Origin of the sequence: Aeromonas piscicola, assembly GCF_000820005.1 — a bacterium.
Classification (GTDB): Bacteria; Pseudomonadota; Gammaproteobacteria; order Enterobacterales; family Aeromonadaceae; genus Aeromonas; species Aeromonas piscicola.
The window spans coordinates 101,359-126,724 of the sequence record NZ_CDBL01000044.1; the positions used below are offsets into that span (position 1 = coordinate 101,359).

Annotated in this window: 20 protein-coding genes and 4 tRNA genes; 16 read left to right on the top strand and 8 right to left on the bottom strand. The window is 61.1% G+C overall.

Annotated features, from left to right (window positions below):
- Window positions 1-110 precede the first annotated feature (110 nt).
- Together lpdA and BN1128_RS09520 are read left to right on the top strand one after the other, a co-directional pair.
- On the top strand, window positions 111-1,538 hold the full coding sequence (gene lpdA, locus BN1128_RS09515; protein ID WP_042868036.1) for a dihydrolipoyl dehydrogenase: 1,428 nt from the start codon (window positions 111-113) through the stop codon (window positions 1,536-1,538).
- 126 nt (window positions 1,539-1,664) lie between these two features.
- Window positions 1,665-2,627 (top strand): GGDEF domain-containing protein, encoded by a 963-nt coding sequence (locus BN1128_RS09520; RefSeq protein ID WP_042868039.1) that lies wholly within the window; start codon window positions 1,665-1,667, stop codon window positions 2,625-2,627.
- 85 nt (window positions 2,628-2,712) lie between these two features.
- On the opposite strand, the gene BN1128_RS09525 is transcribed toward BN1128_RS09520, so the two are convergent.
- Window positions 2,713-4,359, bottom strand: a complete 1,647-nt coding sequence (locus BN1128_RS09525) for a methyl-accepting chemotaxis protein (protein WP_042868041.1) — start codon at window positions 4,357-4,359, stop codon at window positions 2,713-2,715.
- Window positions 4,360-4,517: 158 nt separating this feature from the next.
- Entirely contained in the window at window positions 4,518-6,428 is a 1,911-nt protein-coding gene (locus BN1128_RS09530; protein ID WP_042868043.1) for a methyl-accepting chemotaxis protein, read from the bottom strand.
- Window positions 6,429-6,678: 250 nt separating this feature from the next.
- Here BN1128_RS09530 and BN1128_RS09535 point away from each other — a divergent pair, with 250 nt between their 5' ends.
- The gene (locus tag BN1128_RS09535) at window positions 6,679-8,937 is read left to right on the top strand and encodes a patatin-like phospholipase family protein (protein WP_042868045.1); all 2,259 of its coding nucleotides are present in this window, start codon (window positions 6,679-6,681) and stop codon (window positions 8,935-8,937) included.
- A 228-nt stretch (window positions 8,938-9,165) separates the two neighbouring features.
- Window positions 9,166-11,763, top strand: a complete 2,598-nt coding sequence (gene acnB / locus BN1128_RS09540) for a bifunctional aconitate hydratase 2/2-methylisocitrate dehydratase (protein ID WP_042868279.1) — start codon at window positions 9,166-9,168, stop codon at window positions 11,761-11,763.
- Between the two features lie 84 nt (window positions 11,764-11,847).
- Here acnB and BN1128_RS09545 read toward each other — a convergent pair whose 3' ends face one another.
- Complete coding sequence (locus BN1128_RS09545) at window positions 11,848-12,597, bottom strand: 3-oxoacyl-ACP reductase family protein (protein WP_042868047.1); 750 nt, start codon at window positions 12,595-12,597, stop codon at window positions 11,848-11,850.
- Window positions 12,598-12,773: 176 nt separating this feature from the next.
- Between BN1128_RS09545 and BN1128_RS09550 the strand changes: the two genes are divergently transcribed.
- Window positions 12,774-13,697 (top strand): LysR family transcriptional regulator, encoded by a 924-nt coding sequence (locus BN1128_RS09550; RefSeq protein WP_042868050.1) that lies wholly within the window; start codon window positions 12,774-12,776, stop codon window positions 13,695-13,697.
- A gap of 71 nt (window positions 13,698-13,768) precedes the next feature.
- On the opposite strand, the gene BN1128_RS09555 is transcribed toward BN1128_RS09550, so the two are convergent.
- A complete protein-coding gene (locus BN1128_RS09555) occupies window positions 13,769-14,680 on the bottom strand; it encodes a LysR family transcriptional regulator (RefSeq protein ID WP_042868052.1) in 912 nt (303 codons plus the stop codon).
- A 77-nt stretch (window positions 14,681-14,757) separates the two neighbouring features.
- Between BN1128_RS09555 and BN1128_RS09560 the strand changes: the two genes are divergently transcribed.
- The 4 genes from BN1128_RS09560 to mdtD all read left to right on the top strand — a co-directional run bounded on the left by BN1128_RS09560 (window position 14,758) and on the right by mdtD (window position 19,536).
- Complete coding sequence (locus BN1128_RS09560) at window positions 14,758-15,375, top strand: LysE family translocator (RefSeq protein ID WP_005314128.1); 618 nt, start codon at window positions 14,758-14,760, stop codon at window positions 15,373-15,375.
- A 117-nt stretch (window positions 15,376-15,492) separates the two neighbouring features.
- Window positions 15,493-16,887: a D-arabinono-1,4-lactone oxidase gene (locus BN1128_RS09565; RefSeq protein ID WP_042868054.1), complete on the top strand. Its 1,395-nt coding sequence runs from the start codon at window positions 15,493-15,495 to the stop codon at window positions 16,885-16,887.
- A gap of 71 nt (window positions 16,888-16,958) precedes the next feature.
- Window positions 16,959-18,086: a CobW family GTP-binding protein gene (locus tag BN1128_RS09570; protein WP_042868056.1), complete on the top strand. Its 1,128-nt coding sequence runs from the start codon at window positions 16,959-16,961 to the stop codon at window positions 18,084-18,086.
- A gap of 61 nt (window positions 18,087-18,147) precedes the next feature.
- Window positions 18,148-19,536: a multidrug transporter subunit MdtD gene (gene mdtD, locus BN1128_RS09575; protein ID WP_042868058.1), complete on the top strand. Its 1,389-nt coding sequence runs from the start codon at window positions 18,148-18,150 to the stop codon at window positions 19,534-19,536.
- 20 nt (window positions 19,537-19,556) lie between these two features.
- On the opposite strand, the gene BN1128_RS09580 is transcribed toward mdtD, so the two are convergent.
- From BN1128_RS09580 to folB, 3 genes are all read right to left on the bottom strand, one after another.
- Complete coding sequence (locus BN1128_RS09580) at window positions 19,557-20,045, bottom strand: YbaK/EbsC family protein (protein WP_042868060.1); 489 nt, start codon at window positions 20,043-20,045, stop codon at window positions 19,557-19,559.
- Between the two features lie 124 nt (window positions 20,046-20,169).
- Window positions 20,170-20,679, bottom strand: a complete 510-nt coding sequence (gene folK, locus BN1128_RS09585) for a 2-amino-4-hydroxy-6-hydroxymethyldihydropteridine diphosphokinase (protein ID WP_042868061.1) — start codon at window positions 20,677-20,679, stop codon at window positions 20,170-20,172.
- A 52-nt stretch (window positions 20,680-20,731) separates the two neighbouring features.
- Complete coding sequence (folB, locus tag BN1128_RS09590; protein WP_042868063.1) at window positions 20,732-21,103, bottom strand: dihydroneopterin aldolase; 372 nt, start codon at window positions 21,101-21,103, stop codon at window positions 20,732-20,734.
- A 169-nt stretch (window positions 21,104-21,272) separates the two neighbouring features.
- On the opposite strand from folB, the gene plsY reads away from it, so the two are divergent.
- The 6 genes from plsY (at window position 21,273) to BN1128_RS09620 (ending at window position 23,990) form a co-directional block, all read left to right on the top strand.
- The gene (plsY, locus tag BN1128_RS09595) at window positions 21,273-21,935 is read left to right on the top strand and encodes a glycerol-3-phosphate 1-O-acyltransferase PlsY (RefSeq protein ID WP_042868065.1); all 663 of its coding nucleotides are present in this window, start codon (window positions 21,273-21,275) and stop codon (window positions 21,933-21,935) included.
- Window positions 21,936-21,982: 47 nt separating this feature from the next.
- A tRNA-Phe gene (locus tag BN1128_RS09600) sits at window positions 21,983-22,058 on the top strand.
- A gap of 52 nt (window positions 22,059-22,110) precedes the next feature.
- Window positions 22,111-22,186, top strand: a tRNA-Thr gene (locus BN1128_RS09605).
- Between the two features lie 10 nt (window positions 22,187-22,196).
- Window positions 22,197-22,272 (top strand) — tRNA-Phe (locus BN1128_RS09610).
- A gap of 8 nt (window positions 22,273-22,280) precedes the next feature.
- A tRNA-Asn gene (locus tag BN1128_RS09615) sits at window positions 22,281-22,356 on the top strand.
- A 290-nt stretch (window positions 22,357-22,646) separates the two neighbouring features.
- Window positions 22,647-23,990: a potassium channel family protein gene (locus BN1128_RS09620; protein WP_042868067.1), complete on the top strand. Its 1,344-nt coding sequence runs from the start codon at window positions 22,647-22,649 to the stop codon at window positions 23,988-23,990.
- Window positions 23,991-24,125: 135 nt separating this feature from the next.
- On the opposite strand, the gene BN1128_RS09625 is transcribed toward BN1128_RS09620, so the two are convergent.
- Complete coding sequence (locus tag BN1128_RS09625) at window positions 24,126-24,458, bottom strand: hypothetical protein (RefSeq protein WP_042868069.1); 333 nt, start codon at window positions 24,456-24,458, stop codon at window positions 24,126-24,128.
- Window positions 24,459-24,588: 130 nt separating this feature from the next.
- Between BN1128_RS09625 and BN1128_RS09630 the strand changes: the two genes are divergently transcribed.
- Window positions 24,589-25,104: a ClbS/DfsB family four-helix bundle protein gene (locus tag BN1128_RS09630; RefSeq protein WP_042868070.1), complete on the top strand. Its 516-nt coding sequence runs from the start codon at window positions 24,589-24,591 to the stop codon at window positions 25,102-25,104.
- Window positions 25,105-25,366: the final 262 nt, after the last annotated feature.

The following is a 25,366-nucleotide window of genomic DNA, read 5'->3' on the forward strand; positions in this document are numbered from 1 at the left end:
AGGATTGTAAACTTGCCCCGTTTTTTCACGGTTGCAGCCGCCTTGTTTGGCATTGAGTTGGCATAAGACTGCGCCGTCCGGGGATATATAAGAACGACAAAGAGGTCATGATGAGTAAAGAAATCAAAACTCAGGTCGTAGTACTGGGTGCTGGCCCTGCCGGTTATTCCGCTGCTTTCCGTGCCGCCGACTTGGGTCTGGATACCATTATCGTCGAGCGTTACTCCACCCTGGGTGGCGTCTGCCTGAACGTGGGTTGTATCCCGTCCAAGGCACTGCTGCACGTCGCCAAAGTCATTGAAGAAGCCAAGGCGCTGTCCGAACACGGCATCATCTTCGGTGCCCCGCAGACCGACATCGACAAGGTGCGCCTGTGGAAAGAGAAGGTCATCAACCAGCTGACCGGCGGTCTGGCTGGCATGGCCAAGATGCGTAAGGTTCAGGTTGTTAACGGCTTTGGTAAATTTACCGGCCCGAACACGCTGGAAGTGGAAGGTGCCGACGGCAAGACCACCGTGACCTTCGACAACGCCATCATAGCGGCTGGCTCCCGTCCGGTGAAACTGCCCTTCATCCCCCATGATGACCCGCGCGTATGGGATTCAACCGATGCGCTGGAACTGACTTCCGTACCAGGCAAGCTGCTGGTGATCGGTGGTGGCATCATAGGTCTGGAGATGGGTACCGTTTACTCTTCCCTGGGTTCCGAGATCGACGTGGTGGAATTTGCCGACCAGCTGGTACCGGCTGCCGACAAAGACATCGTCAAGATCTACACCAAGCGCGTTGCCAAGAAATTCAACATCATGCTGGAGACCAAGGTCACCGCAGTTGAAGCCCGTGCAGACGGCCTGTACGTCTCTTACGAAGGCAAGCATGCCCCGGCCGAGCCGGTTCGCTACGACAACGTGCTGGTTGCCGTAGGCCGTGTGCCGAACGGCAAGCTGATGGATGCCGAGAAGGCCGGCGTTGCCGTGACCGAGCGCGGTTTCATAGAGGTGGACAAGCAGCTGCGTACCAACGTGCCTCACATCCACGCCATCGGTGACATCGTCGGTCAGCCTATGCTGGCCCATAAGGGTGTTCACGAAGGCCACGTTGCGGCCGAAGTCATCGCCGGCAAGAAGCACTACTTCGACCCGAAAGTGATCCCGTCCATCGCCTATACCGAGCCGGAGATGGCCTGGGTTGGCCTGACCGAGAAGGAAGCCAAGCAACAAGGGCTGAACTTCGAAGTCGCCACCTTCCCGTGGGCGGCTTCCGGCCGTGCCATCGCCTCCGATTGCTCTGACGGCATGACCAAGCTGATCTTCGACAAGGAGAGCGGCCGCGTCATCGGTGGTGCCATCGTAGGTACCAACGGTGGTGAACTGCTGGGTGAAATCGGTCTGGCCATCGAAATGGGTGCCGACGCCGAAGATATCGCGCTGACCATCCACGCTCACCCGACTCTGCACGAGTCCGTGGGTCTGGCTGCCGAAGTGTTCGAAGGCTCCATCACCGATCTGCCGAACGCCAAGGCCAAGAAGAAAAAGTAATTTTCTTCCTCGCTTGCCTGAAAAAGCCGCTCGAATGAGCGGCTTTTTGTTTTTCTCCGTACCGCTTTGACTTTTCTAAAGCTACTTATGCTAAAGGTAGGTTTTGGCGCTAATGAGAGAGAACTCATGTTAGAGGCACCCATTCCATCCGATGAGGCATTGCGACTGGATACCCTGAGGCGGCTCTCTTTGCTTGATTCAGAGGCCGAGGAGCGGTTTGACCGGCTGACCCGCATGGCCCGACGGGTGTTTGATGTACCGATCGCGCTGGTGAGCCTGGTAGATGAAGAGCGCCAGTGGTTTAAATCCTGTATCGGGTTGGAGGTCAGCGAGACCGCGCGGGATATTTCATTCTGTGGTCACGCAATCATGGGTAATGAGACCTTCATCGTGCCGGATGCCTCGCAGGATCCCCGTTTTGCCGACAATCCGCTGGTGGTGGGCGGGCCCTGTATCCGCTTCTATGCCGGACAGCCACTGCAGATCGCCAACGGCTGCAAGCTGGGGACGCTCTGCATCATCGATACGGTGCCGCGGGTCTTGAGTGACGAAGATGTGGGTCTGCTCAAGGATCTGGCGGCGATGGTGGTGCGGGAACTCGAAGCGGTGCAATTGGCCACCATTGATGAGCTGACCCGGATCTCCAATCGGCGGGGGTTCGCGATGCTGGCAGAGAAGAGCCTCTCGCTGGCAAGTCGCTTGCAGATGCCACTGGCGTTGCTCTATCTGGATCTCGATGGCTTCAAGCGGATTAACGATCGGTGGGGACACGCTGAAGGGGATCGGGCCCTGATTGTCTTTGCCGGCCTGCTCAAACAGGCTTTTCGCGGCGCCGATGTGTTTGCCCGGATGGGGGGCGATGAGTTCGCCGTCTTGCTGCCCAATGTGGTGGAAGCGCAGGCGCTACTGGCCTATGAGCGTTTCAACGCCATCTTGGCCGAGCACAATCGGCGCAATGGTTGCGGTTATGCGCTGACCTGTAGCACCGGGATCGTCTGTTATGACGGGGGTGGCGGTGTGTCGCTGGCTGAACTGCTTACCCGCGCGGATGAGCTGATGTATCAGCGCAAGCGGGATGGCAAGCGCTGACGATGCCGCAATACAAGCAACCAGCAGAAACAACAGAGAGCGCCGCGGCGCTCTCTGTTGTTTCTGGCTCAATGCAAGATGCCGGTCAGAGCCGGAAATTGCCCACCAGCTTGTCGAGCTCGCCGGAGAGTTGTTGCAGGCTGCGGCTGGCATCGGTCAGCTGGTGGGCTATGTCGGCTGTCTCCATGGTGAGCTGGTTGATATCCTCCACGTTGCGATTGAGCTCGCCTACCACGCTGGACTGCTCCTCGGTGGCGGTGGCGACCTGGATGTTCATGTCATTGATCTGGGTGATGTAGGCGGTGATCTGGCCTAGCGCCCCGTTGGCCTCGTCGGCCTGGGTCACCACCGCCAGACTCTGGCTTCTGCCCTGGGTCATGGCGCTGACGGCACGGGCGCTCTGCTCCTGCAGCCGATGGATCATGCCCTGGATCTCGGCGGTGGAGGCGGCGGAGCGGTTGGCGAGGTTGCGCACCTCGTCGGCCACCACGGCGAAGCCACGGCCCTGCTCGCCGGCGCGGGCCGCCTCGATGGCGGCGTTGAGGGCCAGCAGGTTGGTCTGCTCCGAGATGCTGCGGATGGTCTCCAGAATACTGCCGATGGAATCGGTCTGGGTGGCCAGCGACTCTATCACCCCGGCTACCTGCACGATCTCGTCGGAAAGACCGACTATGCCGTGGCGCGCCTGGGCCACCACACCGGCGCCTGCTTCGGCCTGATCGTTGGCCTGCCTGGCCACTTCGGCCGCCTGGGAGGCATTGCCTGCAATCTCGCTCACCGTTGCCCCCATCTCGTGGATAGCCGTGGCCACCTGCACTGTGCGGTCGCGCTGGGCGGTACAGTTTTGCTGGGTCAGCTGGGCCTTGCTGGCGACCTCGTCGGCGGTGGCGGCCAGCTGGTGGGAGTTGCGGGCCACCTGCTCGATGGCGTTGTGGATCTTGCTGACGAAGTGGTTGAAGCTCAGCGTGATCTCCGCCAGTTCGTCGTTGCCGCTCAGCTGGGCGCGGGAGTCCAGTGCCAGATGCTCGGCGGCATAGCCTATGTATTGCTGCAGAAATCCGACCCGGCGCTTGAGGTTCATCAGTATGAGCACCGAGACCAGCAGCGAAATAAGGATGGCGGCCGTGATGATGGTGATCATCTGCATCCGCCCGCTGGCATAACTCTGCTCACCCAGTTGGTGGCGCTGCTGGGCCTGCTGGATCAGGCCGTCGAGCAGGGCGTTGGCATCCTTGCGCATGGAGCCATAGGTGACAGTGTAGCGATCCCGATAGATGCCTCTGGCCGCTTCCATATCCCCCTGCTCCAGGGCCTGCAGCATGGGATTCAGTTCGTTGCTCGCCATGCCCTCGAACTGGCTCAGCAGTCGTTGGGCATTGGCCCTGGCCGCCGGATCCGTCTGGGCAGTCACCGCCTGCTGCATGGCCAGGCGCATCTCGGGTATGTCCTCCTCCCGGCTCTCCTTGACCCGGGTGATCACCCCTTTCGCATCCTTGAGGGAGGTATCCTGCAACAGCATCATGTCGATCCCTACCCGCATGCGGGGAATGCGCGACACCACCTCCGCCATGGCGCGCATGGGGGTGGCCGTGTTCTGGTAAAGCTCGGTGGATTGTTGCTGGATGGAGCCCATGCTTCGCAGGCTGGCGCCCCCCACGAGCAGCAGGGCGAGGCAGGGCACGGTGACAGCCAGGATCAGCTGCAATTTGAGCGTCAGTTTACCTTCTAGCAAGGGAGTGCTCCTTCATGGCTGGCCATGATGTGGTCCAGGTGGGTTGTTGCCAGTATAGATATGAATTGGCCGACTCCCCGGCAAAGGGCAGGGCGAAAGAGCGGATAGCAAAAGGGAGCGCCATGGCGCTCCCTTGCTGATGGCAGGCTGCCGATGGGTTACAGCCGGAAGTTGCCGACCAGCTTGTCGAGCTCGCCGGAGAGCTGCTGCAGGCTGCGGCTGGACTCGGTCAGCTGGTGGGCTATGTCGGCCGTCTCCATGGTGAGCTGGTTGATGTCCTCCACGTTGCGGTTGATCTCGCCAACCACGCTGGATTGCTCTTCGGTGGCGGTGGCGACCTGGATGTTCATGTCGCTGATCTGGGTGATGTGGGCCGTGATATGGCCGAGGGCGGCATTGGCCTCGTCAGCCTGAGCCACCACTTCCAGGCTCTGGCTGCGGCCCTGGGCCATGGCGCTGACAGCGCGGGCACTTTGCTCCTGCAAGCGGTTGATCATGCCCTGGATCTCGGCGGTGGAGGCGGCGGATCGGCTGGCCAGGTTGCGCACCTCGTCGGCCACCACGGCGAAGCCGCGGCCCTGCTCGCCGGCGCGGGCGGCCTCGATGGCGGCGTTGAGCGCCAGCAGGTTGGTCTGCTCGGAGATGCTGCGAATGGTGTCGAGAATGCTGCCGATGGAGTCGGTCTGGTTGGCCAATGACTCTATGACCCCGGCGACCTGCTCAATCTCGCCGGAGAGCCCGACGATGCCGTGGCGCGCCTGGGCTACCACCAGGGCGCCGGCATCGGCCTGATCGTTGGCCTGCCTGGCCACGTCGGCCGCCAGCGAGGCGTTGCCGGCTATCTCGCCGACTGTGGCCCCCATCTCGTGGATGGCGGTCGCCACCTGCACAGTGCGGTCGCGCTGGGCGGTACAGTTGTGCTGGGTCAGCTGCGCCTTGCTGGCCACCTCGTTGGCGGTGGCGGCCAGTTGGCGGGAGTTGCTGGCCACCTGTTCGATGGAGGCATGGATCTTGGCGACGAAGTTGTTGAAGCCGGTGGCGACCTGGGTCAGTTCATCACGACCTTCCACCTTGAGACGCTGGGTCAGATCCCCGTCGCCACTGCCCAGTTCACGGAACAGGCGGGCCAGTTCGTTGAGTGGTCGGCTGACCGAGCCGGCCAGCAGCATGCCAAGCAGCCCCATGCCGGCGGCGATGGCCAGACTGACCAGCAGTATGTGCAGCCGCGCCTTGTCCAGCTCGGCATAGATCTCGGCTTCCGGCACCTGGGCCACCAGATACCAGTCGAGCATGGGAATGTAGCTGGTGGCCAGCACCACGGCCTGGCCATCGACCTCGGCATGGGTGGCGGCGAACGCCTGCTTGCTCAGCAGATTGGTACTGCCGCCGCTGGCCAGTTGGGCCAGATTGTCCCGGTCGATACGGGCGGCATCCGGGTGCAGCTTCACCTTGCCGCTGCCATCCGTCATGAACACGAAGCCGCTGTCACCGATGCGGAAGTTGGCAAGCATGCTGACCATGCTGTCGAGGGACTTGGCGAGCCCTGCCAGCCCACGGCCGTTGAGCTGCTGAAAGTTGACGAACAGCTTCACCTCGCCGTTGGCCTCGCGGAAGATGCTGAGCATCAAGTCTTGCGGGCTCTTGGTATAGCCGTAGAACCAGGCGTCCTGCTCCGGGGTCAGATTGCGCAGGAAGCCGTCCTGGTTGTAGTAGGCGGCACTCTGCCGGTCGGCGAAGGAGGCGGTGACCAGCCCGTATTGTGCCGTCATGTCCTTGAGCTGATCGATGAGGATGGACTCCTGCTCCTTGGGCATGCCACGGGCAACCCAGTCCAGTACGAAGCGATCATTGGCCAGCTGTTTGGCGGCACTCGCGACCGAGGTGAGATCCTTTTCGATCTCCTTGCCGATGCGCTGGGTCAGGTTGGGCAGCTCCTGCTCGAACATGCGGGTTTCGATCAGCTGCTGGGCCGAGCGCTGGCTGAAATAGCCCACCAGCAGGCAGGAGAGCACCACGGCCAGGGTGACTGTGGCCAGAATTTTCTGTTTGAGTGTCAGGCTTGCAAGCATGGGAGTGACTCAGGAGTGTGGACACGGGATTGAGCCCATATTAGCGGCAGCGCCCGGGTGCCCTTGAGAGGCTTGCCGGTTTTATTGGCAGATTGCGTTTGCGCTCACAGGACGGTGCCGGATTGTTCAGCCTCATTGGCGGCTCGGTGAGTGCGCCATATCGCTGTCGTGGCGGTTGCGGTTCCTTTTTCGCACCTTATAGTAGGCTTCATTGCTCACTTGGCTCGCACTGGATTCAATGGAAAATCATATGCGCATCTTTCGTCGGGGATGGACCCACCTGCTTCTGGTTTTGCTGGCTTGCCTGCCGTTCATGGCGGCGGCCCAGTCCGATCGGCCCAGGATTGCTCTGGTACTGAGTGGTGGCGGCGCCAAGGGGGCGGCCCATATCGGCATCCTCAAGGTGCTGGAGGAGAAGCGCATTCCGGTCGACATCATAGTGGGTACCAGCATGGGCTCCTACGTGGCGGGCATGTATGCCATGGGGCTCAGCGCCGAAGAGGTGGAACGCACCACGCTCGCCATCGACTGGAACAAGGGCTATCAGGACAAGGTAGGTCGTGACGAGCTCTCCCTGCGCAAGAAGCAGCAGAGCGAGAAGTACCAGCTGCGCACCGACATCGGCGTCAACGGTGATTCGGTCCAGTTCCCGGATGGCTTCTTCCAGGGACAGTCCATGGCCAGCCTGCTGCGCCACGCCACGTCCAACCTGCCGGCGCAGAAGAGCTTCGACGATCTGCCCATCCCCTATCGCGCCGTGGCGACCGACATGGAGACGGTGACTCCCTTCGTGCTGGGGAGCGGCAGCCTCGCCAAGGCGATGCAGGCCTCCATGTCCATTCCCGGCGCCCTCAAGCCGGTGGAGTGGGAGGGGCATATTCTGGCCGATGGTGGCACAGTCAACAACATGCCGGTGGACGTGGCCAAGGCGATGGGCGCCGATGTGGTGATCGCGGTGGATATCAGCGCCAAGCTGCGTACCCGTGAATCTCTCAAGTCCGGTCTCGCCATGATAGATCAGCTCACCACCTACATGACTCAGGTCGGCACCGAGAAGCAGAAAGCACTGCTGGGGCCGAAAGACATACTGTTGACCCCTGAGTTTGGCGGCATGGGCATAGCCGACTTCACCCTGATGCCGGAAGGGATCAAGCGGGGGGAAGCGGTGGCCAATCGCGCCTCCGCCCAGCTCGATACGCTTTCCCTCTCGTCCTCCGCCTACACCGCCTATCGCAATCAGAAACTGAGCCGGCGCGCCGAGCGCAGCGGGCAGCCCGCCTACTACATCGACAAGGTGGAGATCCTCAACAAGTCCCGCCTCTCCGACGAGACGGTGCGCGCCATGCTGAAGGTGCGACCGGACAAGGTGCAGACCAATGAGAGCCTGGAGGCGGGCATTCGCCGTCTCTACGCGCTGGAGTCGTTCGATCGCATCACCTATGAGGTGGAAGAGCGCGAGGGCGAGAACGTGCTGGTGGTGGATGCCAGCGAGAAGAACTGGGGACCGGGCTACCTCAACTTCCAGTTCGGCTTTTCCGACGATTTCGAGAGCAGCTCCAACTACAACGTCGGCATGTCCTACACCCTTACCAACGTCAATGACTGGGGGGCCGAGTGGTTGACCGAGGCATCGCTCGGTACCGCCAAGCACCTCAAGACCGATTTCTACACGCCGCTGGAGCCTTCCCAGACCTTCTACGGCGAGGCGAGTCTGGCCTATGACAAGACCCAGCGCCGCATCTTCACTCCCGAGGAGACGCGTACGGAGGATGGGGTGAGCTATATCGACTCCGAATACACCTTCACCAGCGTCGATTTGGCGGTGGGCTGGAATCGCCAGCCCTGGAGCCGCCTCTCGCTGGGGCTGGAGGGAAAAGTGGGCGATATCGACATTCGCAACGTAGCGGATGCCAAGGTGGATGCCTCCTCCTGGGGGCCCTATGTCCGCTTCGAGCACGACACCCTGGATAGTCGCTATTTCCCGTATCAGGGGGTCTACTGGGACGTCAAGAGCGGCTACTCCCACGTCACGATAGAGCCGACCGGCAAGCCGACGGAGAACACCGAGGGGGTCAACTATCACCTGACGATGATCAAGCCCTGGTCCTGGGACAGGCACAGCCTCAACCTGATGTTGGAAGGGGGCGGATCCACCTCGCAGGAAGAGTATCCGCTGTTCGTGCAGGATCTGGGTGGCCTGTTCCGGCTGTCCGGCTTCCAGCACTACCAGCTCAGCGGTCGCTACAGCCTGTTTGGCGGCCTGCGCTACATCTACCGGGTGGCGGACAACGACTTTGGCGCACTGCGGGCCCCGCTCTATCTGGGCGGTTCCCTGGAGCAGGGCGGGGTATGGGACAAGGGGGAAGACATCAGCATGGAGAGCTCGTTCACCGCTGGCTCCGTCTATGTGGGGGTGGAGAGCTTCCTCGGCCCCATCTTCCTCGGTTACGGCATGGCGGAGGGGGGCAACAACATGTTTTATCTGCAATTGGGCACCACATTCGAATAACGGCCAAATGATGCCTTTTTGTTAACTTATTTCTGCTGTGTCTTTTATCTGCCGGCAAAACCTGAGCAAGTTTAAATGGTTATGTGTTTTTGGTGAATATGTGTACAGGGTTTGGATTTTAATTAGTCGTTAAAACTTATATAGTGAGGGGCACCCTACGGGTGTCCCGCAAGGACGATCGCCGCGAGCGTGGGCGAACCCCAAAAAAAGACCAAAGAGGAATTAGTCGTGCTTGAAACATACCGTAAACACGTCGCAGAACGTGCCGCCGAGGGCGTGGTAGCCAAACCTCTGGATGCAGAGCAGGTCGCCGCCCTGGTTGAGCTTCTCAAGAACCCGCCCGCTGGCGAACAAGACTTTCTGAAAGAGCTGTTGTCCTCCCGTATTCCCCCTGGTGTTGATGAAGCGGCCTATGTCAAAGCCGGTTTTCTCACCGCCATCGCCAAGGGCGAAGCCCACTCTCCCATCCTGACCGCCGCCGAAGCTGTTGAGCTGCTGGGCACCATGCAGGGTGGTTACAATATTCAACCGCTGATCGATCTGCTGGACCACAACGCCCTGGCCCCTCTTGCCGCCAAGGGCCTCTCCCACACCCTGCTGATGTTTGACTCCTTCCACGACGTGGAAGAGAAGGCCAAGGCGGGCAATGCTCACGCCAAACGGGTGATGCAATCCTGGGCCGATGCCGAGTGGTTCCTCTCCCGTCCCGAGCTGGCCGAGAAGATCACGGTTACCGTGTTCAAGGTGACTGGCGAAACCAACACGGATGACCTGTCACCGGCGCCGGATGCCTGGTCCCGTCCCGACATTCCGCTCCATGCCCTGGCCATGCTGAAAAACGCCCGTCCCGGCATCACCCCGGACAATGACGGCACCGTCGGCCCCATCAAGACCATTGACGCCCTGAAAGAGAAAGGTTTCCCGCTGGCCTATGTGGGCGATGTGGTCGGTACCGGCTCTTCCCGCAAATCCGCCACCAACTCGGTGCTCTGGTTCATGGGCGACGATATTCCCCATGTGCCGAACAAGCGCGCCGGCGGTGTCTGCCTGGGTGGCAAGATAGCCCCCATCTTCTTCAACACCATGGAAGATGCCGGCGCCCTGCCCATCGAAGTGGATGTTTCCAAGCTGGAGATGGGCGATGTGATCGACATCTACCCGTTTGCTGGCAAGATCTGCAAGCACGGCACCGAGCAGGTGCTGGCCCAGTTTGAACTCAAGACAGAGGTATTGATAGACGAGGTGCGTGCCGGTGGCCGTATTCCGTTGATCATCGGCCGCGGCCTGACCGACAAGGCGCGGGAAGTCATGGGTCTGCCGTTCTCCACCGTGTTCCGCCGTCCTGTGCCTGTGGCCGATACCGGCAAGGGTTACACCCTGGCCCAGAAGATGGTCGGCAAGGCGTGCGGTGTGAAGGGCATTCGCCCCGGCACTTACTGCGAGCCTCGCATGACCACGGTCGGCTCTCAGGACACCACGGGCCCCATGACCCGCGATGAGCTCAAAGATCTGGCCTGCCTCGGCTTCTCCGCCGATCTGACCATGCAGTCCTTCTGCCACACTGCGGCCTACCCCAAGCCCATCGACGTGCAGACTCACCACACCCTGCCGGACTTCATCATGAACCGTGGTGGCGTCTCCCTGCGTCCGGGTGATGGCGTCATCCACTCCTGGCTGAACCGCATGCTGCTGCCGGATACCGTGGGTACCGGTGGTGACTCCCACACCCGTTTCCCCATCGGCATCTCCTTCCCGGCGGGCTCCGGTCTGGTGGCCTTTGCCGCCGCGACCGGCGTGATGCCGCTGGACATGCCGGAGTCCGTGCTGGTGCGCTTCAAGGGCGAACTGCAACCGGGCATCACCTTGCGTGACTTGGTTCATGCCATCCCTTACGCCGCCATCCAGAAAGGGCTGCTGACCGTCGAGAAAGCGGGCAAGAAGAACATCTTCTCCGGCCGCATCCTCGAAATTGAAGGTCTGCCGACCCTGAAGGTGGAGCAGGCGTTCGAGCTGGCCGACGCCAGTGCCGAGCGTTCCGCCGCCGGTTGCACCATCAAGCTGGATCAGGCGCCGATCATCGAGTACCTCAAGTCCAACATCGTCATGCTGAAATGGATGTTGTCCGAAGGCTACGGTGACCCGCGAACCATCACCCGTCGCATCAAGGGGATGGAAGAGTGGCTGGCCAACCCTGTGTTGATGGAAGCGGACAAGGATGCCGAGTACGCCGAAATCATCGAGATCGATCTGGCCACCATCAAGGAGCCCATCTTGTGTGCGCCGAACGATCCGGACGATGCCCGTCTGCTCAGCACTGTGGCTGGCGACAAGATCGACGAGGTGTTCATCGGCTCCTGCATGACCAACATCGGCCACTTCCGCGCCGCCGGCAAGCTGCTCGAGAAGTTCCAGGGCGAGCTGCCGACCCGCATGTGGATAGCGCCGCCCACCAAGATGGACAAGGATCAGCTGACCGAAGAGGGCTACTACGGCATCTTCGGGCGTGTCGGTGCCCGCATCGAGATCCCGGGCTGTTCCCTGTGCATGGGCAACCAGGCGCGCGTGGCAGAAGGGGCTTCTGTGGTTTCCACCTCCACCCGCAACTTCCCGAACCGTCTGGGCAAGGGTGCCAACGTCTATCTGGCCTCTGCCGAGCTGGCCGCGGTTGCCGCCATCATCGGCAAGATCCCGACCGTGGCCGAGTACCTGCAGTATGCCAAGACCCTGGACGCCACTGCGGCCGACACCTATCGCTACCTCAACTTCAACGAGATCGCCTCCTACACCAAGAAGGCCGATGCGGTGATCCTGCAGCAAGCGGTATAAGGATTGGCGCCGGTATGGCGCAGACAGTCCAATAAAAAGCCCCGGCTCATGCCGGGGCTTTTGTTTGTGACGTCGTGCTGAGGGTCAGGCGGAGAAACCACCGTCTATGGTCAGGCTGGCGCCTGTGATATAGCCCGCTTCGGGCCCCGCCAGGTAGGCGACGAAGCTGGCGATCTCCTCATCCTTGCCGTAACGGGCCAGCGCCATCATCCCCTTGAGCTGCGCCGCCGATTCCCCGTCAGCCGGGTTCATGTCGGTATCGACCGGGCCTGGCTGGACGTTGTTCACCGTGATGTCCTTAGGGCCCAAATCCCGTGCCATGCCCTTGGTCAAACCGACCAGGGCCGATTTGCTCATGGCGTAGACGGACCCCCCCGCCATGGGAATGCGATCTGCGTTGGTGCTGCCGATATTGATGATGCGTCCCCCCTTGCCCATGTGGTGCGCCGCCTCCTGGCAGGCCACGAACACGCTGCGGATGTTGACGGCCAGGGTGCGATCGAGATCGTCCAGGGTCAGCTCTTCAATGTTGCCCCATACCAGCACCCCGGCGTTGTTGACCAGGATGTCCAGCCGACCAAAGGTGGTGACTGTCTGGCGGATGGCGTGCTGTACGGCGATGGCATCTGCACTGTCGGCACGGATGGCCAGCGCCCTGCCACCTGCAGCCGTGATGGTCGCGACAATCTCTTCTGCCTTGCTGGCCGAGGAGACATAAGTGAAGGCCACGGCGGCACCATCGCGGGCGAGGCGTTTTACAATGGCGGCACCAATGCCGCGTGAACCACCCTGTACGAAGGCAACTTGTCCACTGAGGGATTTAACGGTCAACATCTGGTCTCTCCTGTCTGGTCATGAAGTCGTGTCTGAGCGAGTGGGGAACTCAAGGGCATCCAATCCATCACCTGCAAGATGCGGCGTTGAATGAGCCTGTAAACAGTGTGATTGATTCCTTGAAATTGATTAAGTGGCTATTATTCCAATCTCTATTTCCTTCAGGGACTGAATCCGTGGCACTACAAGACCCCTTTCTGAGTGTCAGGCACTTTGTCGCCGTGGCGCAGTCGGGCAGCTTTACCGTGGCGGCATTGGCGCTGGGGCTGACCGGCTCGGCGTTGAGCAAGAGCATAGTGCGGCTGGAGGCACGACTGGGGGTCAAGCTGTTGCACAGAACAACCCGTCGGGTGAGTTTGACCCAGGAGGGGGAGGCGTATCTGGTCAGTTGTCTCCAGGCGATTCGGGTGCTGGAGGCGACGGAGCAGAGCTTTGCATCGGGACAACAGAGTCCGTCGGGTCGCGTTCGAATCGATCTTCCCGCTGCGTTTGGCCGCCGGCATGTACTGCCGATCCTGCTGGATCTGGCTGGCAGCCATCCGCAGCTGGATCTGTCGGTGACCTTCAATGAGCGCAAGGTCGATCTCATTGAGGCCAACATCGATCTGGTGGTGCGCATAGGTGCGCTGGAGGATCAGGCCGATCTCGTTGCGCGTCGGCTGGGAGAGCAGAAGCTGGTCATCTGCGGGGCCCCTTCCTATCTGGCACGACGCGGGGTTCCCCTGACCCCGGATGAGTTGTCACGGCACGACTGCATCATCGACTGGCGCTCTGGGCATCGCCATAGCTGGCTGCTCCGAAATGGCGCAGGCCGGACTGAGGCTTACGACATCCCGGTACGCTATGAAATGGGGGATGGTGAGGCTGTGTTGGCAGCGGCGCTGGCTGGCCTTGGCCTGGTTCAGGTGCCGACCTGGCTGGTCAACGAACAGCTGGATTCGGGAGCGCTGGTCTGTGTGCTTCATGACCAGTCCGGTGGCGAGATGCCGATCAATGTCATCTGGGCCAGGAGCCAGCACATGCAGCCCAAGCTGCGCGTAGTGGTCGATGCTTTGTTGCTGGCGGCGCAAATGAGTGGCAGTGGTTTCCGGGCCCGCTGAATCTGTGTCGTCACTGTCCGGCAGCCACATGCGAGCCAGTGAAGCAGGTTGGGCCCGCGAGGTGTCGTAACCTATTTGCTCAGGGATTGCAGCCAGTTCGCCAGCTTCTCATGGGGGCTGCCGGGAATCGGTGGCGCGGGGGCGAGCAGGTGATAGCCGGTGCCATCCGGGATGAATCCGAGCGGGGCGGCCAGCAGGCCGGCGGCGACATCGTCGCACACCAGCCGGTAGGGGCCGATGGCGACGCCAAGGCCCGCCACGGCGGCCTGCAGGCTGAAGTAGAAGTGTTCGAAGGTCTGGGTCGGCGCCTCGTCGCTTGCACTCTGTCCGGCCTGTTCCTGCCAGCTTTGCCAGGCGGCGGGACGGGTCTTGGTGTGCAGGCGGGGGGCAGAGGGGCGCAGAGCCGGCAGTTCCCCTTGTCGCTCGAAAAACTGTGCCACCTTGCCCGGCTGACAGACTGGCCCGGTCTGCTCCTCAAACAGCCGCTGGCTGTAAAGGTCATCAGGCCAGTGAAAGTCGTTGCGCCGAATGGCGAGGTCTATGCCGTTGCCAAAGCTGAGGGCGCCACCGCCCGCCATCAGATGCACGTCCAGCTCGGGGTGCAGGGCTTGAAAGGCGGGCCAGCGCGGGATCAGCCAGCGCATCAGCAGGGTGGGTTCGCAGGAGATGACCAGCGACTGGGGCTTGCTCTGCTGGCGTAGCGCCTGCGCCGTCTCCCGGATCCTGCCCAGCCCTTCCCTGACGGCCTCATGGAGCCTGCTGCCCGCCTCGGTCAGAAAGACCCGGCGCTGGCGGCGCTCGAACAGCCTGATCCCCAGATCCTCTTCCAGCAGGCGCACCGCCCGGCTGATGGCGCCATGGGTGAGATGCAGCTCATCGGCGGCGCGGCTGAAGTTTTCGGTGCGGGCAGCCACTTCGAAACAGCGCAGTGCCGTCAGGGAGGGGAGGGAGAGGTCTTTTTGTGAGTTATTATCACCATTCATGTCAGAAGTTATCGTTCGTTATTAGTGTATATGCCAAATAAAATAGCCGATATTTCTCAGCATCAGGATTCTTTTTCATGACCGAACTGTTAGCCGTAGTAGCCATTACCTTCTTTGCCGTCATCAGCCCTGGGCCCGATTTTGCCATGGTGTCGCGCAACAGCCTGTTGCTCTCCCGTCGCACCGGCGTGCTGACGGCGCTCGGCATAGCGGCCGGGGTCTGTGTCCATGTGACCTACACCCTGCTGGGGGTTGGCCTGCTGATCCAGCAATCGCTCTGGTTGTTCAACCTCATCAAGCTGGCAGGGGCCGCCTACCTCATCTTCCTCGGCATCAAGATGTTGCGCGCCAGGCCTGTGACCCATGAGGAGATGGCCAGCCAGCCAACCCTCTCCAGCCTGGGGGCACTGCGCACCGGGTTTCTGACCAATGTGCTCAACCCCAAGACCACCATCTTCATCGTCAGCCTGTTCATGCAGGTGGTGCGGCCGGAAACGCCCCTTGGCGTCCAGCTCGGCTATGGCGCCTTCATAGTGCTGGCCCACGGGGTCTGGTTCAGTGCGGTGGCACTCTTCTTCTCCACCGCGTCGGTACGGGCCCGTCTCTTGGCGGTGCGCCACTGGATCGACCGGGTGTTTGGCGGCTTGCTGGTGGGGTTTGGCATGCTGCTGGCACTGACCCAGCAATCGCGCTGAGGGTGTGGGGGAGTCATCCCCCTTATCCACCCCCGACTGTAGGGGCTTGTTTTTCATGCCTTGTGGTCCACTTTTCGGTAGAATTGCCGCTCATTTAGAAGTCAGATGAGGCGCGGTATGACGGTCAAGTTCCAGGCATTTCACAGCATCAAGGCGATCAACAATCGGGAGGTGCTGTTCAACTGGTCCAAGACCAACCCCCTCGGCGCCCTGGATCAGGTGTGGCGCCCGAAGAACCGCGACGAGCTGCAGGCGCTGCTGCGTGAATACCCGGAGCGCAAGCTGCGGCTGATCGGTTCAGGCCTCTCCTTCGAACCCATTCACAGCGTCTATGCCGAGGGCAGTCAGGCACTGCTGGTGGATTTGCACCACCTGCGCGGCCAGCTGGCGAAAACCGCCGATACCGTCACCTATCAGGCGGGCACGCCGCTCGATACCATCTACGCCGAACTCATCGCCATGGAGCGGATGCTGCCGGCATCCCCCGGCGTCATCGGCATCCAGACTCTGGGCGGCGCCCTCAGCACCGGCACCCACGGTCAGGGGCTGCACCAGTCTGCCCTGTGCGATGCCGTAGAGGCGATGACTGTGATGCTGGCCAGTGGCGAGATTATCCGAGTCGATCGCCCCGACCCGCGCTTCGGCGCCTTCGTGATGGGGATGGGGATGCTCGGCATATTGCTCGACGTGACCCTGCGTACCGTGCCTAACCGCATCATGCGCTGCACCAAGTTCACCACCGATTACCCCTTCCTGCTGGAACACAACGAGCGGCTCAACCGCGAGCACGGCTTCGTGAAGAGCTGGTGGTTTGCCTGGACCGGCGAGAGCCACATCTGGCTGGTGGATCCTGCTTCCGAGGAAGAGGTGGCCCGTTACCGCGCCGCGGGTAGCGAGCCGCTGCTGCTGGAGGGTGATATCGACGCCCGCATGAACGCCACCATAGATGCTACCCTGCAGAAAATGGCGAAAGACACCAAGGATGAGGCGTTGGCGGGGGAGCACTTCGAGACGGTGCGCCGCTTCAAGGACGCCTCCGATCTGGTGGGCAACGTCTACCAGATCCTCTGCAAGGGGATCCCGGCGCCCCAGATCAACTGTGAGGTGGCGGTGCCGCTTCATCGTATGAACGAGGCGCTGGAGACCCTGCAAGCGTGGCAGCAGGCCAACCCGGGCGTATTGCACTACCCCTTTATCCTGCGTTGTACCGGTCCCTCCGAGGCCTGGCTCAGCGCCGCCTACGATAAATCGGTCTGCTGGGTCGGTTTCCTGGTCTATCTGGCGGCAGATGGCACCTTTGTCAACGGCTCCATGGAGCAGATGCGCGAACTGCAGCAACTGCTGGTGCCCCTAGGTGGCATCCCCCATTTTGGCAAGCATCTGGCGATGGATCTCTACGACTTCCCGGCTCTGCTGCCGCGCTGGAATGACTTCCTGGCCCTCAAGGGCGAGCTCGATCCCCATGGCCGCTTCGAAAACCGCTGGCTCAGCGATCTGTTTGCCAACCGGTAAGGATTGAAAATGACCCATATGCAAGATACCCGCGTGCTCATCACCCTGCCGACCCAAGGGGAGTCATCGATATGACAGATATGCAAGACACCAGGATCCCCGTGACCCTGCTGACCGGCTTTCTCGGCAGCGGCAAGACCACCTTGCTCAACCACTGGGTCAAGCAGCCGGAACTCGGCGAGTGCGCCGTGTTGATCAACGAATTCGGCTCTGTCGGGCTGGATCACCATCTGGTGCAGCAGGTAGATGAGCAGGTGGTATTGCTCGATTCCGGTTGCATCTGCTGCTCGGTGCAGGGCTCCTTGGTGGAGGCGCTGCAGGGGCTGTTCATGCGCGCCATCCAGCGCAAGATCAAGCCGTTCAAAAGGCTGATTATCGAAACCACCGGTCTGGCGGATCCGGCGCCCGTGCTCTTTACCCTGCGCGAAGAGGGCTTTATTGCCCAGCGTTACCGCTTCGATGGCACAGTGACAGTGGTGGATGCCGGCCATATCGAGCAGCAGCTGGCCGCTCAGTATGAAGCGGTGAAACAGGTGGCATTGGCGGATCTGCTGGTAGTGAGCAAGGGAGATCTGGTAGATGGCGAGCAGCTGGCTCGCGTCGAGGCCCAGCTGGCCGCCCTCAACCCGGCGGCCCCCATCGAGCGGGTCACCAACGGTGAGCTGTCGCCTGCGGTGCTGGAGAAGCTGGGCGCTTACAACGAAGCGGCGGGGCGCGACGTGCGCCAGTTGCTGACTTGGCTGCGCACCGAATCCCCCAAGCAGGGGCTGGCCTCGCCGATGCAGCCGAAGATGAAGCCGTTCGCCGCCAAGGTGGGCACGGCCGCACCGACTCACTTCGAGCACGGCAACATAGAGAGCTTCTCCCTGCGCATCGGCGAGCCGCTCAAGCCATCCCGCCTGCTGGCCGCCATTGATGCGGTGCAGGTCCAATATGGCGATGCTCTGCTGCGGCTCAAGGGGATATTGCAGTTGGAGGGAGAGAGCCAGCCTGTGGTGATCCACGGCGTTCATGGTCAACTCTATCCGCTGCAGGCTTTGGGAGATTGGCCGGAGGGCAAGGCCCAGTCCCGGCTGGTCTTTATCGTGAAAAGTCAGGACAAGGCGGGGATCGAGCGGCTGTTCCTTGATACGCTCAAGGCCCCCGAGCCCAGTCTGGAAGAGCAGCTCAGAGCCATGCTCGGCCAGCCGGATGCCTGATAGGCTAATATGACCCGCTTTCGTGCGGGTCTTTTTTTATCTGAAGAGGAGGTGGCTGCTCATGCCCGATAGCACACACATGGTTACGCCTGCTCAGCGCAAGTGGCTGCCGCCGCTGACGGCGGTCGGCTTCTTCATGCAGACCCTGGATGGCACCATACTCAATACCGCCCTGCCCAGCATGGCCGAGACCCTGGGCGAGAGCCCGCTGCAGATGCAGTCGGTGATCATCGCCTACATGCTGACGGTGGCACTGCTCATTCCCGCCTCCGGCTGGCTGGCGGACCGATTCGGCACCCGCCGTATCTATCTGGCCGCCATACTGCTGTTCACCCTGGGGTCGCTGGCCTGCGCCGCCTCCAATACCCTGCCCATGCTGGTGGCGGCCCGGGTGCTGCAGGGCATAGGCGGCGCCCTGCTGATGCCGGTGGGACGCCTCGCCGTGCTGAGGGTCTACAGCAAGCACGAGTTGTTACGGGTGATGTCGTTCGTCACCATCCCCGGGCTGGTGGGGCCCTTGATCGGCCCGGCACTGGGCGGCTGGCTGGTGGAAGTGGCGAGCTGGCACTGGGTGTTTCTCATCAATCTGCCGGTGGGAATACTCGGCTTTATCGCCAGCTGGCACTTCATGCCCGATCTGCGGCAGGGCACGGCCAAGTTCGACTGGCAGGGTTTCGTGATGTTCAGCGCCGGCATGGTACTGGTGTCGGTGGGCTTGCAGGGGCTGGGCGAGCACAGCATCTCCACCGGCTGGGCACTGTTTGCCCTGCTGTTCGGGCTGGCCGCCATGGCGAGTTACTGGCTCTATGCCGCCAATGCCGAGCAGCCACTGTTCAGTCTGGCGCTGTTCAAGACCAGCACCTTCGCCATCGGCGTCTGGGGCAACCTGTTTGCCCGCCTCGGCAGCGGTGCCATGCCCTTCCTCACACCGCTCTTCCTGCAGCTGGGGCTTGGCTTCTCGCCGAGCAAGGCGGGTATGACCATGATCCCCACCGTGCTGGGGGCCATGCTGACCAAGACGCTGGTGAACAAGCTCATTCCGAAGGTGGGTTATCGCCGCATCCTGATCGGCAATACCCTGGCACTGGGGGCCATGATCGCCAGCTTCTACTTCATCGACAACCAACTGCCCTATGGGGTGCTGCTGGGCTGGCTGATGGTGTTTGGCGCCATCAACTCGCTGCAGTTCTCCGCCATGAACACGCTTACGCTGCAAGACTTGAGCGCCGAGCATGCCAGCAGCGGCAACGGTCTGCTGTCGGTGGTGATGCAGCTCTCCATGAGCCTGGGGGTGGCGATTGCCGCCAGCCTGCTGGGACTCTTCTCAGCCGGTTCGTCGGCGGCGGATGGGCAGTGGCTGGGAGGCTTCCACCTCACCTATCTCTGCATTGGTCTCATGTCCATGCTGGCTGCGCTGATCTTCGCCCAGCTGGCGCGGGACAAGGGGTGAGCGGGTTGTGCCGTCGGCAGTCAGGCTGATGGCGCAGGCAGGTAGCTGACCAGACAGGGCAGTTGCTCAAGCACTTGGGCCAGATGGGCTGTCTCCAGCAGAAAGGTCTGTTCCGGGTGGCCCGGTGTCCAGGTGAAGGCGTGATGCTCCATTAGTTGAGGGTCTACCAGCAGCGGGATATCGGCGCGGGGCAGAAAGGGGCAGACGGCGCCAGGCAGGCAGCCGATCTCGGCCTGCATCTCATCGGCAGTGCAGATTGAGGGCTTGGCACCGAGCGCGGCCTTGACCGCCTTGTTGTCGAGCCGTCCTCCTTGATGGGTCAGCAGGAGGGCAAAGCGGCCATCCTTGAACTTGAGAAACAGCGTCTTGCTGAATACCGCCTGCCAGCCCAAGCGGGCCCTGACTCTTTCGTCGGTGGCGTAATCGAGGATGGGCTCGTGCTCATAGCGCTGGTGGGGCAGTTCGGCGAGCAGCCGGCAGTTGAAGTCGTGAATGGTGTCGAGTGGCATGGGGGTCTCCTGTGGCGAGCCCCATCCTGCCAGTCGTGGCGGGCCGGGCCCAATCACACTTTCTTATGGCGGATAAGCCGCCTTGCAAGATGCAACAAGGGCACCCTCGGGTGCCCTTGTTGATTCAGTGATGTTGCAGCTCGCACGCTTCCCAGTGAAAGGGGATGGGGCAGAGTCGCTGGGAGGTCTTGTCATAACCCTGCCACAGCTCGCCCAGCGTGCGACCATCGACCGGGTGGCGCAGGCTCGGTGCCAGTTCGGCCATCGGCCAGAGCACGAAGGCATTGGTGAGGATCTCGCCGCGGGGCAGGGCGACCGGCGCCTCGCAGACCAGATCGCCATAGAGCAGCAGATCCAGGTCCAGGGTGCGCGGAGCGAACTTCTTGGCATCCGGCTCGCGGCCGTGGGCGAACTCCATGGCTCGTAGCCGTTGGCACAGGGTTGCCAGCGGCAGGTCTGTGTCGGCGCCGACCACCAGGTTGTAGAAGGGGCGGCCATTGAAGCCCACTGCCTCGCTCTCGAATATCCGGGAGACAGCCAGCTCGCCAAACTCCGCCTGCAGGGCGTCGAGTCCGGCGCGGATGTGGTGCTCACGCTCTATGTTCGAGCCCAGGCTGATATAGATGCGGGTCATGCGGCGCTCCCTGTCATCGAGTTGGCACCCTGACGGATATAGAGGGTGGCCATCAGTTGGCGCTCGTGGCCGGGGTACGGTGGCGCAGGATCTCGACCCCGACGCCGGCGGTATTGGGTACGGCGCCCGGTTTGGTCAGGGTGACCTTGACCCATTGTACCCGCTCATCGGCCAGCACCAGCATGGCGACCTGCTCGGCCATGGTTTCGACCAGCTCCACCACCTTGCTGGAGGCGTGATCACAAATCTTGCGAGAGAGGGTGGCGTAATCCAGTGCCAGATTGATATCGTCGGTTGCTGCGGCGGGACGGTTGTCAAAGCCCATTTCGAGGTCGAAACAGAGCTTCTGGCGAATGCCTTTCTCCCACTCATAGACACCAATAGTGGTCAAAACCTCGAGTCCGCGAATAAACACCTTGTCCATGACAGTACTTCTTCTTTACTCTTGATGGGCTGTGATAACAGCGCAGGGATGCAGGCCTGGCAACCAGTTTGCCGCGCGGTCGGTTTGGGCGACACGCTTTTGGGCAACGCCAAGCCAGAGAATGTGGCCCGCATCATACCCCATTCATATCGTGGTAAAAACGACCAAGATGACGGCCCTGACGATTTTGATGATTATTCTGGCCTACCTGGGCGGCTCGCTGTCCAGTGCCGTGCTGGTTTCCCGCATCACGGGTCTGCCGGATCCTCGCGATCATGGCTCCCACAACCCGGGTGCGACCAATGTGTTGCGCCTCGGTGGCCGTGTGGCTGCCGTTGTGGTGTTGCTGCTCGACGTGCTCAAGGGCACGGCCCCCGTCTATCTCGCCTGGTATCTGCAAATCAAACCCGTCTACCTCGGCTTCATCGGGGTGGCAGCCTGCCTCGGCCACATGTACCCCATCTTCTTCCACTTCCGGGGCGGCAAGGGGGTGGCGACGGCACTCGGCACCATGATGCCCATCGGCTTTACCATGGGCGGGGCCGTAATCGGTACCTGGCTGGTCGTGCTGCTGGTGAGCGGCTACTCCTCGCTGGCCTCCATCATTACCGTGCTGCTGACGCCGCTCTTTACCTACCTGCTCAAACCCGAATACACGCTGCCGGTCTCGCTGCTCTCCTGCCTCATTCTGATCCGCCATCACGAGAATATCTCCCGTCTGCTGAAAGGGGAGGAGCCCAGAGTCTGGGGCCGCCCGGCGCAGCCCGGCCAGGAAGAAGTAGGGGAAATGGATGATGTTGCGCAAAAAAGAGACGAACGAGACAAAAAGTGAAATTTCCCGTTGACCACCTGCCCTAAAATCCGTTTAATAGCGCCCACGCCCAGATAGCTCAGTCGGTAGAGCAGGGGATTGAAAATCCCCGTGTCGGCGGTTCGATTCCGTCTCTGGGCACCAAAATTTGGTGCCATGAAATAAAAATGTGTTCATGCACAAAGGTTTAAAGTGTGCCGGCTTAGCTCAGTAGGTAGAGCAACTGACTTGTAATCAGTAGGTCACCAGTTCGATTCCGGTAGCCGGCACCATTTATATATTGCCCAGATAGCTCAGTCGGTAGAGCAGGGGATTGAAAATCCCCGTGTCGGCGGTTCGATTCCGTCTCTGGGCACCAAGTACAATTCCTCCTTAGTTCAGTCGGTAGAACGGCGGACTGTTAATCCGTATGTCGCTGGTTCAAGTCCAGCAGGAGGAGCCAACACAAAAGCCCAGCAGCAATGCTGGGCTTTTTCTATGCCTGTTTGCCACGGCCATTGTCACCTGAGTGTTGCGCAATAAGTGTGCGCCTGAGGAACAAGCTGTCGCATCCATCCCCCTTCTTCCTTCCCTGTCAGTGACTTGCCTTTTGTTTCTCGCCTAGTATGGTGACGTGCCGGGCGTTTTGCCGCGCCGCTTTCCCTGCGTCTGACCCGCCGTATCCGCCATGGCCTTGTGCACCATGACTCTCTATCTGGCGAGGGCGGGACATATTTGTGATCGAGGTAATGTATGAATGCAACCGAGCTTTGGCAGCTGTCTCCCGAGCAGTTCAATGAGTGGCGCCGGGAGAATGACTATCCCTTGATTTGGGATCTGCTGGTGGCCTCGCTGCCCTATTTCAGCGACTGGATGACAGAGCAGAAAATAGAGAAAAGCGTCATCTTCCAGATCGGTATCGCTCGTTTCATCAGCTCGCGATCCGTGCTCAGCCTCTGCGTCTACATGAGCGACGACAAGATAAGGCTGTATGAAACCGCCTCGATCGCGCTGGAATCGCTGCGCAAGAGCGGTCTCATCCGCTCAGAGACGCGTTTTGAACCCTATTGCATGTGGCTGGCCGGCAAGCATGGCAAAGATGAGGTGAAGAGGGTGCAGAGCCTGCTCTCCGTCTCCGAGAACAACAAGGGGGAGGCGCAGGTGCTGGGCAAGCATCGCCTGCTCAACATCGGCGGCGTCGAGCTGAAGAGCCCCATCATCTCCGGCCGGTTGCTCGATTTCACCTGCCTCGACGAGCTCTCGCTGGATGGCGCCGTCAACAACTCCAAGGTCTATCTGTGGCACTGTTCGGCCAAGGGCGTACGGGTCAATGGCGGCGTGATCGGGCTCGATCTGTTCGATTCCCTGCTGTGGGATCACCGGGCCTGGGCCAAGAAGCGGGAGCTGGCGCTGGAGGACGGGGTATTTCAGGACTTCACAATAGAGTGCGAGGAGATCCGTTTTCACTCCTCCCGGGCCGTGCTGAAAAACTTCAACGTACGTGCCAAGAACTTCGACGCCACCATGGAGCATACCAATCTGGACAAGGTGCAGGTGGCCTATAACGAGAACGGCCGGATCGATCACAGCGAGGCCAGCAAGTTGTACCGCAACGCCAAGCGGCTCTTCTCCAGCGTGGGGGATACCGTCGATGCCGGTGAGTGCTATTACCAGGAGAAGCTGCATGAGATGAAGTCCCTGGCAAGCCCGAGGGAGCTGTTCAAGGAACGCTGGCTGCGCAGCGGCCCGCTGAGAAAGGGGTGGCTCTCCCTGCTCTGTTATTTGAAGTGCGGCTCCAAGTTTGTCAGCTTCATTACCTGGGGCTTTGGCGAGCGGCCCATAAGAAGCCTGCTGATGTCGATGGTGGTCATACTGCTGGCGACCCTGACCTATTTTCTGGCGCCCGCCTCGGTCACCTATCACCATCTGGGGCGCTCACTCTACTTCAGCATTGTGACCTTCGTGACCCTGGGTTACGGCGACATTTCCCAGACTTCTTCCCCGCTGCAGCTGCTGTCGGCCATCGAAGCCTTCAGCGGCATGTTTCTGACCGGCCTGTTCCTCGCGGGATTTGCGTCGAAAACCAAGCAGTATTGATGACATCGCCGACCTGTCTGGGCCGTCATGCCCCGACAGGTCGCGCTCCCTCAGCACCGCCACTGAGGGCTGGATCGTGCCGAGCAAGCCACCGCAATCACCCCGTATCGTGCTCACTCCCAGGTCAGCATCTTGTCACCTTGCCGGCGTGATGCCCTGCATCTTCAGCCAGAACGCCTCCTGACAGGGGTTGTGGAACAGCTTGCGTGGCGGTGTGATGGGCATGTGGCTGATGACAACTCGATAGCTTATCCAGCATTCGGCGCACAGCTGTTCTGAGGGGACCTGGTCCTGCTCTCTCTGATGACAGATGACGACCCCATTGGCGAACCAATAGGTGGTTTGCTGGTGCTGGATCAGGGTGCCACTCTCGTCATGCTCGCTATAGTGCTCACTCTGCTGGCGTGTGATGGTCGCCGGCCCAGGTTGCCGATGGATGGCCTTGATATAGGTAATGAGCTGATTCATCGTCGTGCTTGTTTGTGATGGGAGCCGCAGCGTTTGGACGCCGGCCGCAGATGTCGCGAGCTTAGCGCTCGGCGCCGCTGGCGGCAATCCCGACCGGGCGGCAGGGTGACAGGCATGAAGGAGGACAGTGATGGGGATCCCCAGCAACAAGGTCGAGCTGCTGCTCGCCATCGACACTAATTTTGGCAAGTTGCTCAAGGCCTTGCTGGCGGTACCCGAGAGCCGGGTGCAGGAGCTGGTGATGGAGGGCCACAGCAAGGGCACCCGCATGAGCGTGGCCAATCTGGTGGCCTACCTCGTCGGCTGGAATGAGCTGGTGATCAAGTGGATCGAGCGGGATGCGGCGGGCCTGTCGGTGGATTTTCCCGAGACTGGCTTTAAGTGGAACGAGCTGGGCAGGCTGGCCCAAAAATTCTATCGGGATCATGAGGGGCTGGCCTATCCGGCACTGCTGGCCCGGCTGATGGCGGCCAGGACTCGTATCGTCGAGCTGATCGGGCTGCGCAGCGACGATGAGCTGTATGGTCGCCTCTGGTATGAGCAGTGGACTCTGGGGCGAATGATCCAGTTCAACACAGCCTCTCCCTACCACAATGCCAACGGGCGGTTGCGCAAGTGGTTGAAGGACGCGGGTGTGAAGGGGTAGATCCCGCCTTTGAGTGCCGATGGCGCGTCTGGCCTTGGGGTCAGGCCGACCCGCATTGTTTCACTGGCAAGTCCCAGTTGTTATACTGCCGCCCCGTCCTCTCGCCGGGCAGGGCGTACCGGCCGGCTCTTTGGCGCGAGACAGGCAGACTGGACAGGATCGTCCGGCAACCCATTTTTTCCTCCTTGTTTCAGCCGGCAGAGCGGCGAATCGTCAATCCGTATGGCACGGGTTCGAGCCCAGCAGGAGGAGCCATTCAAGG

Bases quoted from the DNA above. Each gene is read 5' to 3' on its own strand.
- mdtD (WP_042868058.1), top strand. From the start codon at position 18,148: ATGCCCGATAGCACACACATGGTTACGCCTGCTCAGCGCAAGTGGCTG.
- lpdA (WP_042868036.1), top strand. From the start codon at position 111: ATGAGTAAAGAAATCAAAACTCAGGTCGTAGTACTGGGTGCTGGCCCT.
- BN1128_RS09565 (WP_042868054.1), top strand. From the start codon at position 15,493: ATGACGGTCAAGTTCCAGGCATTTCACAGCATCAAGGCGATCAACAAT.
- folK (WP_042868061.1), bottom strand. From the start codon at position 20,679: ATGACCCGCATCTATATCAGCCTGGGCTCGAACATAGAGCGTGAGCAC.
- BN1128_RS09520 (WP_042868039.1), top strand. From the start codon at position 1,665: ATGTTAGAGGCACCCATTCCATCCGATGAGGCATTGCGACTGGATACC.
- BN1128_RS09545 (WP_042868047.1), bottom strand. From the start codon at position 12,597: ATGTTGACCGTTAAATCCCTCAGTGGACAAGTTGCCTTCGTACAGGGT.
- BN1128_RS09620 (WP_042868067.1), top strand. From the start codon at position 22,647: ATGAATGCAACCGAGCTTTGGCAGCTGTCTCCCGAGCAGTTCAATGAG.
- BN1128_RS09555 (WP_042868052.1), bottom strand. From the start codon at position 14,680: ATGAATGGTGATAATAACTCACAAAAAGACCTCTCCCTCCCCTCCCTG.
- BN1128_RS09530 (WP_042868043.1), bottom strand. From the start codon at position 6,428: ATGCTTGCAAGCCTGACACTCAAACAGAAAATTCTGGCCACAGTCACC.
- folB (WP_042868063.1), bottom strand. From the start codon at position 21,103: ATGGACAAGGTGTTTATTCGCGGACTCGAGGTTTTGACCACTATTGGT.
- BN1128_RS09630 (WP_042868070.1), top strand. From the start codon at position 24,589: ATGGGGATCCCCAGCAACAAGGTCGAGCTGCTGCTCGCCATCGACACT.
- BN1128_RS09580 (WP_042868060.1), bottom strand. From the start codon at position 20,045: ATGCCACTCGACACCATTCACGACTTCAACTGCCGGCTGCTCGCCGAA.
- plsY (WP_042868065.1), top strand. From the start codon at position 21,273: ATGACGGCCCTGACGATTTTGATGATTATTCTGGCCTACCTGGGCGGC.
- BN1128_RS09535 (WP_042868045.1), top strand. From the start codon at position 6,679: ATGCGCATCTTTCGTCGGGGATGGACCCACCTGCTTCTGGTTTTGCTG.
- BN1128_RS09560 (WP_005314128.1), top strand. From the start codon at position 14,758: ATGACCGAACTGTTAGCCGTAGTAGCCATTACCTTCTTTGCCGTCATC.
- BN1128_RS09570 (WP_042868056.1), top strand. From the start codon at position 16,959: ATGACAGATATGCAAGACACCAGGATCCCCGTGACCCTGCTGACCGGC.
- BN1128_RS09625 (WP_042868069.1), bottom strand. From the start codon at position 24,458: ATGAATCAGCTCATTACCTATATCAAGGCCATCCATCGGCAACCTGGG.